Here is a 10,593-nt window from a genome sequence, read left to right as displayed (position 1 = left end):
GGCCTCGGCGGCGGCCACCGGCGCGAGACCGGTGAGCAGGGCGAGTACGGCGGCGGTTCCCCAGACACGTCTGCGCACGACGGACCCCTCCCACAACGCGTCGCCACGAACGACACGTGCTGAAAGCTGCTGAAGCTACGGACGGAAAGCTGCTGAAGCTACGGACGGTGCGTGCTGAAACTAAAGAGCAGTCAGATGCCCGTCAATGAACGCGGCATGGACGCGGACGTACGGCGGTGGGGAGGACCGGGGACGGGCGCCCCCGCGCCCCCGGCCCGTACACCAGTGCCAGGATGGCGTCATGCACCTTTACGATGAGCGCCTGACTGTCCCGGCCGCTTGGTGGTTCCTCGTCGTGCTCGCGGGCTGTCTCCTCGGCGGTCTGCTGCTGCCCTTCGGGCCCGTCGCCGCCGCGGCCGGCGTCGTCCTCGTGGGCGCGGTGTTCGGCCCGCTGGTCCACCGCTACGGCTCGGCCCGCATCGTCGTGACGCCCGGCACCCTCGTCGTGGGCGACCGGGCCATCCCGATCGACGACCTCGGCACCACCGAGATCCTCGACGCGGGCGAGGCCTTCGAGTGGCGCACGTACAAGGCGAACGCGTACGCCCTGCTCCTGCTGCGCGCCTACGTCCCCACCGCGCTGCGGGTGGAGCTGCGCGGCCCGCACCACCGGGCCCCCTATCTCTACCTCTCCACCCGCCGCCCCATGAACCTGGCCACGATCCTGGCCTTCACCCGCCGCTGACCAGCAGAGACGGGCAAGGCGCGATGTATATGATTCCGTGATCAACTGCCGCAAGATACATTCCTTGGAACGCGGATCCGCCGCCCGGCCGCCCCGGCCCGCCCGGGGCACCGCCCGGGCACCCCACGGAGAGGCCGGTCATGAACATTCCGTTCCTGGACAGGTGGCGCAAGCGGCACCCGAGCGAGCCGGGCCTCAAGCTGGCCGCCGCCTTCGAAGAGGATCCCGACGGGGTGACCGAGCTGCTTTCCGAGTGCGAACTGCTGCGCTCGCAGGCCGGGGCCGCGGGACTCGAACTCGACGACTCCCCGGCGTCCTTGGCGGCCCTCGACCAGCTGCCGCCGCGCTGGCGCGACGACACAGAGACGCTGCCCTGGCTCGGCAACGACGCGGGGCTCTACCTCGGCACGGTGATCGTCCGGACCGTGGCAGGGGCGGTCTGGCACGTCCTGCCCGGCGGCACCCCGGTGGTGCGGCTCGCCTCGGGCCGGGAGATCCAGGTGGTCGCGGCGGGGCTCGACTGGGCGGTCCAGGGAACTCCCGAGTTGTCCCAGGTCTACGCGGAGGCGTCCGAGACGTAGCCGCCGGGCAACGGAGCCTCAAATACGGTTAATGCCCATAAGTGCGTGTCGTCCAATAAGTCCCGTTTTCACGTGGATAGTTTGCGCTGACCGACACCGCTGAGAGTGGGCAGGTCTGGGCATGGCCGTCGATCCGTTGATCGAGCTGCGTGACGTGAACAAGTACTACGGAGAGCTGCATGTCCTCCAGGACATCGACCTCACCGTCGGCAAGGGGGAGGTGGTCGTGGTCATCGGCCCTTCGGGGTCGGGAAAATCAACGCTCTGCCGGACGATCAACCGTCTTGAGACCATCCAGTCGGGTCAGATCCGCCTCGACGGACAGCCCCTGCCCGAGGAGGGCAAGGCGCTGGCCCAGCTCCGCTCCGAAGTGGGCATGGTCTTCCAGTCGTTCAACCTCTTCGCGCACAAGACCGTGCTGCAGAACGTCTCCCTGGGCCAGGTGAAGGTCAGGGGCCGCAAGAAGGACGAGGCGGACCAGCGCTCCCGGGAGCTGCTCGAACGCGTCGGCCTCGCCTCGCAGGCGGCCAAGTATCCGGCGCAGCTCTCCGGCGGCCAGCAGCAGCGCGTGGCCATCGCCCGCGCACTGGCCATGGATCCCAAGGTCATGCTCTTCGACGAGCCGACGTCGGCACTCGACCCGGAGATGATCAACGAGGTCCTCGAAGTCATGCAGCAGCTCGCCCGGGACGGCATGACCATGGTCGTCGTCACCCACGAGATGGGCTTCGCCCGGTCGGCCGCCAATCGTGTGGTCTTCATGGCCGACGGCCGCGTCGTCGAGGACCGGGCCCCCGAGGACTTCTTCACCCACCCGGAGAGCGAGCGCGCCAGGGACTTCCTCTCCAAGATCCTCAAGCACTGACGGGGGGCTGAGTGAGCATGCTCCGTACGACACGTCTGTTCGCCGCGCTCGTCCTCACCGCGCTCGCCACCGCCGCGTGCGGCAAGGAGGGCAGCCCTCCGGTCAAGGGCCCCGCGGCCGGGAAACTGCCGAAGTACCAGGTGGACGAGGGCTTCCAGCTGCCGGAGTCCGGCACTTGGCGCAAGGCGAAGAGCCGCGGCCGGTTCGTCGTCGGCGCCAAGGAGGACCAGCCCTACCTCGGCGAGAAGGACCCGGCGAGCGGCCGGTACTCCGGCTTCGACATCGAGATCGCCAAGATGGTCTCGGCCTCCCTCGGCCTGGACCCCGGCAAGATCTCCTTCAAGACGGTCGCCTCCGCCAACCGCGAGACCGCCCTGCAGAACGGGCAGATCGACTACTACGTCGGCACCTACACCATCAACGACCTCCGCAAGAAGCTCGTCGGCTTCGCGGGCCCCTACTACATGGCCGGGCAGGGCCTGCTCGTGCGGCACGACGAGGACGACATCAAGGGCCCCCAGGACCTCGGCGGCAAGCGCGTGTGCTCCGCCGCCGGCTCCACGCCGTACCAGCGCATCAAGGAGGACTACCCGAAGGCGACGCTCGTCGCGTACGACACGTACTCCGTGTGTGTCGACAATCTGCTGACCTATCAGGTCGACGCGGTCACCACCGACGACGCGATCCTCATCGGGTACGCGGCCAAGGTGCCCGACGAACTCAAGCTGGTCGGCAAGCCCTTCTCCGAGGAGCCCTACGGCGTCGGCGTCCCGCGCGGCGACAACGCGCTGCGGTTCGCCGTCGACGACGCCCTCGCCGCCCGGGAGAAGAACGGCGACTGGACGAAGGCGTACGAGGCCACCCTCGGGCTCTCCGGCGTCCCGGCGCCGAAGCCGCCCGCCATCGACCGCTACCCGGCGAGCTGAGGAGGCGTCGTGGACGTACTGACAGACAACTTCTCCACCTTCGGGGACGGCTTCCTCGGCACCGTCGAACTCACCGTGTACGCCTCGCTCCTCGCGCTCGCGCTCGGGTTCGTCATGGCGTCGTTCCGGGTGGCGCCCGTCGGGTCCTTGCGGGTGTTCGGCGCGGTGTGGGTGGCGGTCCTGCGGAACACACCCCTGACGCTGCTGTTCTTCGCGGTGCTGCTCGGCCTGCCGCGGTTCGGACTCGTGCTGCCCTTCGAGGTGTTCGCCGTGCTCGCGCTCGGCTGCTACACCTCGGCGTTCATCTGCGAGGCGCTGCGCTCCGGCATCAACACCGTGCCCACGGGGCAGGGCGAGGCGGCCCGCAGTCTCGGCATGACCTTCAGTCAGACCCTGTCCGGCGTGGTGCTTCCGCAGGCGTTCCGGTCGGTGATCTCACCGGTCGGCTCCACGCTCATCGCGCTCGCCAAGAACTCCGCCATCGCCGGCGCGTTCAGCGTCACCGAGCTGCTCGGCACGTACAAGACACTCAACGAACTGGGCTACAGCATCATCTGGACCTTCGTCTGGATCGCCCTCGGCTACCTGATCATCACCCTCGCCATCAGCGCCGTCTTCAACATCCTCGAGAAGCGCTGGGGAGTCGCCCGATGACCACCACCGCCACCGCCACCGCCCCTGTTCCCGTTCCCGGACCCGAGGCCACCGCCCTCTACGACATCCCGGGCCCCAGGACCCGCCGCAGACACCTGATCTACGGCATCCTCTCGACCGTCCTGATCGTCGCGCTCGTCGGCTGGATCCTGTATCTGCTGTTCGACACCGACCAGTTCACCGCCACCAAGTGGACGCCGTTCGAGTACAAGGGCATCCAGGAACTGCTCCTGCGCGGGCTCGGCAACACGCTGAAGGCCTTCGCCATCGCCGCCGTCCTCTCGCTCGCGCTCGGCGCGCTGCTCGCCACCGGCCGTCTTTCGGAGCACCGCGTGGTGCGCTGGGTGGCCACGCTCGTCGTGGAGTTCTTCCGCGCGATGCCCGTACTCGTGATGATCTTCTTCGTCTTCGTGGCGCTGAAGGTCCAGCCGCTGCCGGCGCTGGTCGCCGGGCTCACGCTCTACAACGGTTCCGTGCTCGCCGAGGTGTTCCGCTCCGGCGTCAACTCGGTCGAGCGCGGGCAGAGGGAGGCCGCCTACGCGCTTGGCATGAGAAAGACCCAGGTCATGTCGTACGTCCTGGTGCCGCAGGCGGCGCGGGCCATGTTGCCCGCCATCATCAGCCAGTTGGTCGTGGCCCTGAAGGACACCTCACTCGGCTATCTGATCACCTACGAGGAGTTCCTCCATGCCGGGAAGCTCATCGCGTCGAATCTCGACTACGATTTGCCTTTCATCCCCGTGGTCATGGTGATCTCACCGATCTACATCGGGATGTGCATGCTGCTTTCGTGGTTCGCCTACTGGGTGTCCAAGCGACAGCGGCGCAGTCCCAAGACAGAGGCCGTGGATGTCGCCCCGGCTGAACCAGGGACGCTGCTGCCGGGCGGGGGTCCCCCCAGGGCCCCCGGCCCCTGACGGGAGCAGCAGCAGGAGGGCCAGGCCCGCCCGGCAGCAGCCGGAGATCACTGCTCGCGCAGGGGTATCGACACGTACGACGGGTCGGTGCTCGGCGAGGAGAAGGTCAGCTGCGCGCCGGACGGGTTGTGCTCGACATAGAGCGGGTCGACCGTGTCGACGACCAGGGCGAGCCGGTGCCCTGCCGGGACGTCGTAGGCCGTGGAGAACAGCTCCAGGTCGACGCCGAACGGCTTGCCGGGAGTCTGGCCGTGGAAGGTGTACGGCGCGTTGCTGACCAGCTTGCCGAGGCCGAGCGGGCCCACGTCGTAGAGGTAGGCGACGAGGGTTCCGCTCTCCTTGGTGCTGGTGACCGTGGTGTGCAGCTTCGCGGTGCCGCGCACCCGCTGGGCCGCGTCGGCGCGTTCCGACTGCCAGACGGCGGCGTACCGGCGCGGCAGCAGCGGCATCGACGCCATCGGCGGGATCTTCAGGAACTGGTCGAGGGCGTTGGACAGCATCACGATGCCGCCGTTGGCGCCGGAGTCGACGTTCGTCCGGATCGTGCTGGAGCCCGCGAGGTCGATCTTCTTGCTGGTCGCGCCGACCGACTTCCAGTCCGGATAGCCCTCGTAGCCGCCCGTGGAGCGTGACTTGAGCTGGACGGGCCGCTCCTGGTCGATGCCGTTCCTCTCGCCCTTGAGATAGCGGTCGAACCAGCGCCGGGTGTTCGTCCAGGTGTCGTTGGGCAGGCCGAGCAGGCCGGTCGCCTCGGAGGTCGCGTGGTCGCCGGGGCGGAACTCCAGGCGCTTGGGTCCTGTCAGCTTCTCGTAGAAGCGGGCGTACTGGTTGGGCGGGAAGATGGTGTCGCCCCAGGCGTTGGCGAGCAGGATCGCGGCGCCGTTCTTGTTGAGGCGGTCCAGATACGTCGTGGGGGAGCGCTTGGTGCCCCACGCGATCATCTCGTGCTCCTTGTCGAGGTTGGAGCCGAGGAAGTCCTTGAGGATGCGCTGGAGTTCGGCGCTGGGGCGGCCGGTCAGCATGCCCGCCCCGCCCAGCAGGGCGCCCGCCTGGGCGTGCTGGGTGCGGCCGCTGTAGATCGAGTCGACGAGGTCGCCCCAGCCGCTGAGCGCACCGACCGCCTTGACGCGCTTGTCGTGCGCGGCGGCGAGGAGGCTGATGCCCGCGCCGTAACTGACGCCCGCCATGCCGACCTTGGCGGGGTCGGCGGGTGTGTTCTCGAGCGTCCAGTCGATGACCTTGGAGGCGTCGGCGATGTCCTCGGGGCCGCCGACCTCGATCTCGCCGCCGGACTGCCAGAAGCCGCGGGAGTTGTAGCTGACCACGACATAGCCGGCCGCGGCGAGCTTCTTGGCCTGCGCGATGTATTCGATCTGCGGCATGGCCCAGCTGGTGGGCAGCACGATCACGGGGTAGGTGCCGCTCGCCGAGGCGCCCGCGGGCGTGACGACGTTGGCCTTCAGGACGGTGCCGCCGTCGCCGGGGATGTCGACGAACCGCACGCTCGCGGCGGCGGCCGCGGCGGGACGTTCGGCGGGTGCGGCCTGGGCCGCGGGCGCCAGACCGAAGGCGGCGCCCGCGATCAGGGCGGCGGAGACGGCCCCCGCGGTCGTGGACCGCAGGGACTGGTGGGGGTCTCGCACGGGTCACTCCTCACTTGTTGAAAGTGCAAAGTGACCGAACGGTAACCGCGGTTTCTTACCGGGGGTAACCCGTCGGTAAGTTACGCCCCGGTAACGATTGTTGACGCGGATGTCACCTCAAGAGGCCGACTTCAGCGCGCTCTTGGCCTGCCAGTCCGCCCAGGACAGGTTCCACTCGCCGTAGCCGTTGCCCGGGTCCGGGGTGCCCTTGGAGCCGGAGCCCGTGACCTCGAACGGGTCGCCGACCTGGACCTGGCCGTACAGCCAGGAGGCGTCGGAGGTGCTCATGCCGACGCAGCCGGAGCTGTGGTTGGTGTTGCCGAAGTACGAGGCGTTCCAGGGCGCCGCGTGCGCGTACATGCCCGACCAGGTCAGCCGCATCGAGTAGTCGACCATCTTGTCGTAGCTGTCGCCGAGGCCGACGGTCTCGGAGCGCATGTTGATCGTGCCCTCCTTGGCCATCAGGACGGACGTGCCGCCCCAGGACGCCTTCTCGCCGCCGGGGGTGCCGGCCGACATCGGCACCTGCTTGACGGTCTTGCCGTCCCGCGTCAGCGTCGCCGTCTTGTTGTCCAGGTTCACCTTGACGACCTGATTCTTTCCGACGGTGACGGCGGTGTCGTAGTCGCGCACGAACCAGCCGCCGTCCGCGCCCGAGTCGACGCCGTTGAGCTGGGCGTCGAGCTCCACCTTGGTGCCGGACTTCCAGTACTCCTGGGGGCGCCAGTCGACGCGGTCCTTGCCGTCGTAGTTCTTGATCCAGCCCCAGGAGCCGGTGGTGTCGTTCGACGTGGTGACCTTGAGGTGCTTCTCCACCTCGGCCTTGTTCTTCACCGGGTGGTCGAAGACGATCGACAGGGGCTGGCCCACGCCGACGGTCTTGAGGTTGCTGCCCGGCGTGATCGTGACCTTGTTGACCTTCTCGGGCGCGGCCGTCTTGAACGCCTTCTTCGCCTCGCCGCCCTTGTCGGTGGTGGCCAGCACGGTGTAGCTGGTGCCGGGCGCCGCCCTGCGCGCGGAGGTCCAGCTGCGGCCGTCGGCGGCGACCTTGCCCGCCAGCTTCGTGCCCTCGGCGTCGGCGACCGCGACGTCCTTCAGCTTTGTGTCCTCCGTGGCCAGCTTCACGGTGACCGGGACGCCCGCCTCGGCCTGGCTGCCGGTGAGGTTCACGGAGACCTTCGGCTTCTCGGCCTTGGCGTCGTCGCCGGAGTCGGAGCCGCCCGAGCAGGCGGACAGGGCGGCCGCGAGGGCCGCGACGCCCGCGACGGCGGCGTGGCGGGAGCGTATGGAGCGTCGGCCGTTCGACGAGCTCAGAGACCTGCGGGACCTCAAGGAAACCTACCTCCGTGCGGATGTTCACTGCCTGCCCGGAGTGAGAGTGCGGAAGGTCCCTTTGGGTTGCCTGTCGCCCGGAAATTGCCGACTACGTCATAGAGGCGTTATTCGCGGCATACGTTCTGTGGGGCCGCGCTCACTTGGCGCGATGCGAGGTGCGTGCGGGCGCCGGGGCCGGGATCGGCTCCTGGGCGGCGCGGGTCACGTCCGCGACGAGCTCGACCACGTCAGGACCGTACGCCTGCGAGTTCACGACCTTCAGGAGCAGCGCGAAGGTGTTGTTGCCGTGCTTGCGGGCGAGGCGTTCGTGGTGGCGGGCCAGATAGCGGGTCGCGGCCTGGTTGGTGATGGCGCGCTGCCCGCAGAAGAGGAAGACGGGCCGTGCCTCCGGCGCCTGCCCGGCGGTGAGGCGGGCCAGGATGGCGTACTCGGTGCGGCCGCCCTCCATGCGGTAGCGCTCGCCGCCGATCTGGAAGGCGCCCCGGTCCGGGCCCGGCTCCGGGTCGGTGTTGACGCGCACGCCGGGCAGCAGCGAGTGCATGTGCGCGGCCATGCGGCGGTGCACCGCCGGGTTGCCGACGCAGAACTCGGTGCGCTCCCCGAAGCCCTGCTGCACCGCGTCGTGCGCGACGACCTGGGAGTGCGCGCCGCAGTCCTTGATCGGCGCGGCCAGCTCCAGGAGCGAGCACACGTCGGGGCGCGTCACCGTCAGCTCGGGGCCGCTCCCCTCGCGGTTCACCACGAGCAGCGACTCGGAGTTCGCGGGCAGGCCGAAGAACGCCTGCTTGCGCCGGAGCCTGCGCTTCCACAGCTGCGTACGGAGGAACCAGCCGAGGGTCGCGCTCAGGGCGGCCGTGAGCAGGCCGAGGACGAGATAGCGCACGTCTTCAGTCATGGGGGCGCATGCTAGCGGCCGTTCGGAGCCTCGTTCGAAGAGCCCATGGCGGCACGGAGGGCTCGAAGTTACGCTGCGCAGACGGCTGTTGACTGGAGGTACGAATGCGTCGCGGTGTCGCACGGAATCTGACGCTTTGGACGGTCGGCGGGGTGTTGGTGACGGTCGGTGCGGCAGCGCCCCCTTCGCCTTCGCCCTCAGCGCAAACAGGCACGAGCGCCGAATCGGCCACAGCGGCCGAAGCCGGCGCAAGACCGGAATCGGCCGCTACGACCCCGGAAAAGACCCCGGTGGCCGTCGGGCACGGCGGCGCGGTGGCGAGCGTCGACCCGGACGCGTCCGCCGCCGGCATCGAGGTACTGAAGAAGGGCGGCAACGCCGTGGACGCGGCGGTCGCGACGGCGGCGGCGCTCGGCGTGACCGAGCCGTACTCGGCGGGTGTCGGCGGCGGCGGTTACTTCGTGTACTACGACGCGAAGTCCCGCACCGTACGCAGCCTCGACGGCCGCGAGACCGCGCCGCGCACCGCGGACTCCGGTCTCTTCCTGGAGAACGGCAAGCCGCTGCCGTTCGCGGAGGCCGTCACCAGCGGTCTCGGCGTGGGCACCCCCGGCACGCCCGCCACCTGGGAGCAGGCGCTCGACTCGTGGGGGAGCAAGCGGCTCGGCACGGTCCTGAAGCCCGCCGAGCGGCTCGCGCGGCACGGCTTCACGGTCGACAAGACCTTCCGCGCGCAGACCGAGACCAACAAGGAGCGGTTCGCGGATTTCCCCGCCACCGCGAAGCTGTTCCTGCCCGGCGGGAAGCTGCCCGTGGTCGGCTCGACGTTCAAGAACCCCGATCTCGCGCGGACGTACGAGGAGTTGGGCCACGAGGGCGTCGACGCGCTCTACCAGCCGTGACCTGGTCCGCACCGTCAACGAACCACCCGTGGACCCCGACTCCGGCCGCAAGGCGCGCCCCGGCGACCTGTCCATGAAGGACCTGCGCGACTACGAGGTAAAGCGCCGCACCCCGACGAAGACGTCCTACCGCGGGCTCGGCGTCTACTCCATGGCGCCCTCGTCCTCCGGCGGCACCACCGTCGGCGAGGCCCTCAACATCCTGGAGCGCACCGACCTCTCCAATGCCTCGCAGAAGCGCTATCTGCACCGCTACATCGAGGCCAGCCGGGTCGCGTTCGCCGACCGGGGGCGCTGGGTGGGCGACCCCGCCTTCGAGGACGTACCGAAGAAGCAGCTGCTCTCGCAGCGGTTCGCGGACTCCCGGGAGTGCCTGATCAAGGACGACGCGGTGCTCAAGAGCCCGCTCGCGCCCGGCGACCCGCGGCGTCCGGTGCCCTGCGCCAGCGGGGACAAGGCGGCCCCGACGACGTACGAGGGCGAGAACACCACGCATCTCACGGTGGCCGACAAATGGGGCAACGTCGTCGCGTACACCCTCACCATCGAGCAGACCGGCGGCAGCGGGATCACCGTGCCCGGGCGCGGCTTCCTGCTCAACAACGAGCTGACCGACTTCTCCTTCGCGCCGGCCAACCCGGCCGTGCACGACCCGAACCTGCCGGGTCCGGGCAAGCGGCCGCGCTCGTCGCTCTCGCCGACCATCGTGCTCGACGGGCGCGACCGGCCGGTCGTCGCGCTCGGCTCGCCCGGCGGCGCGACCATCATCACGACCGTCCTGCAGACCCTGACGGGCTTCCTGGACCGGGGCATGCCGCTGGTGGACGCCATCGCGGCGCCGCGCGCGAGCCAGCGCAACGCCGCGCAGACCGAGTTGGAGCCGGGGCTGTGGGACAGCGAGGTGCGGCGCGATCTCGAGGCGATCGGCCACTCCTTCAAGCGGAACCCGGAGATCGGGGCCGCGACCGGTGTGCAGCGGCTCCCGGGCGGGCAGTGGCTCGCGGCGGCCGAGAAGGAGCGGCGGGGCGGCGGGTCGGCGATGGTGGTGCGGCCGCGGTCGTGAGCCGGTCGCAGTCCGGCCTTCGCGCTCGCCGCACCGGGTGATCCCAGGAGGCCCGCGCCGTCCCGTG

9 protein-coding genes and 1 pseudogene are annotated in these 10,593 nt (G+C 69.6%); 7 read left to right on the top strand and 3 right to left on the bottom strand.

Translation table 11 applies throughout. The features are described from left to right. Positions 1–301 precede the first annotated feature (301 nt). From STRAU_RS14885 to STRAU_RS14860, 6 genes are all read left to right on the top strand, one after another. Entirely contained in the window at positions 302–745 is a 444-nt protein-coding gene (locus STRAU_RS14885) for a DUF3093 domain-containing protein (protein ID WP_037659514.1), read from the top strand. A gap of 140 nt (positions 746–885) precedes the next feature. After that, a complete protein-coding gene (locus STRAU_RS14880; RefSeq protein ID WP_016641153.1) occupies positions 886–1,326 on the top strand; it encodes a DUF6278 family protein in 441 nt (146 codons plus the stop codon). A gap of 121 nt (positions 1,327–1,447) precedes the next feature. After that, positions 1,448–2,191, top strand: coding sequence for an amino acid ABC transporter ATP-binding protein (locus tag STRAU_RS14875; RefSeq protein ID WP_016641152.1), 744 nt, complete (start codon positions 1,448–1,450; stop codon positions 2,189–2,191). 17 nt (positions 2,192–2,208) lie between these two features. Next, positions 2,209–3,117, top strand: coding sequence for a glutamate ABC transporter substrate-binding protein (locus STRAU_RS14870; protein WP_037659511.1), 909 nt, complete (start codon positions 2,209–2,211; stop codon positions 3,115–3,117). Positions 3,118–3,126: 9 nt separating this feature from the next. Then, entirely contained in the window at positions 3,127–3,771 is a 645-nt protein-coding gene (locus STRAU_RS14865) for an amino acid ABC transporter permease (RefSeq protein ID WP_016641149.1), read from the top strand. After that, positions 3,768–4,688 (top strand): amino acid ABC transporter permease, encoded by a 921-nt coding sequence (locus tag STRAU_RS14860; RefSeq protein ID WP_016641151.1) that lies wholly within the window; start codon positions 3,768–3,770, stop codon positions 4,686–4,688. Before STRAU_RS14865 ends, STRAU_RS14860 begins: the two co-directional genes overlap by 4 nt. Before the next feature lie 47 nt (positions 4,689–4,735). On the opposite strand, the gene STRAU_RS14855 is transcribed toward STRAU_RS14860, so the two are convergent. The 3 genes from STRAU_RS14855 to STRAU_RS14845 all read right to left on the bottom strand — a co-directional run bounded on the left by STRAU_RS14855 (position 4,736) and on the right by STRAU_RS14845 (position 8,561). Further along, positions 4,736–6,331: an alpha/beta fold hydrolase gene (locus STRAU_RS14855; RefSeq protein WP_016641148.1), complete on the bottom strand. Its 1,596-nt coding sequence runs from the start codon at positions 6,329–6,331 to the stop codon at positions 4,736–4,738. Positions 6,332–6,448: 117 nt separating this feature from the next. Further along, on the bottom strand, positions 6,449–7,663 hold the full coding sequence (locus STRAU_RS14850; RefSeq protein ID WP_016641147.1) for a L,D-transpeptidase: 1,215 nt from the start codon (positions 7,661–7,663) through the stop codon (positions 6,449–6,451). Between the two features lie 139 nt (positions 7,664–7,802). Beyond that, the gene (locus STRAU_RS14845; RefSeq protein WP_203227409.1) at positions 7,803–8,561 is read right to left on the bottom strand and encodes a hypothetical protein; all 759 of its coding nucleotides are present in this window, start codon (positions 8,559–8,561) and stop codon (positions 7,803–7,805) included. A gap of 104 nt (positions 8,562–8,665) precedes the next feature. On the opposite strand from STRAU_RS14845, the pseudogene ggt reads away from it, so the two are divergent. Next, positions 8,666–10,526, top strand: a pseudogene (ggt, locus tag STRAU_RS14840) (gamma-glutamyltransferase). The last annotated feature ends 67 nt before the right edge of the window (positions 10,527–10,593 follow it).

The organism is Streptomyces aurantiacus JA 4570, assembly GCF_000414115.1.
GTDB lineage: Bacteria > Actinomycetota > Actinomycetes > Streptomycetales > Streptomycetaceae > Streptomyces > Streptomyces aurantiacus_A.
Note: the sequence above shows the minus strand (reverse complement) of the source record. Positions and strands in the feature narration are given on the sequence as shown.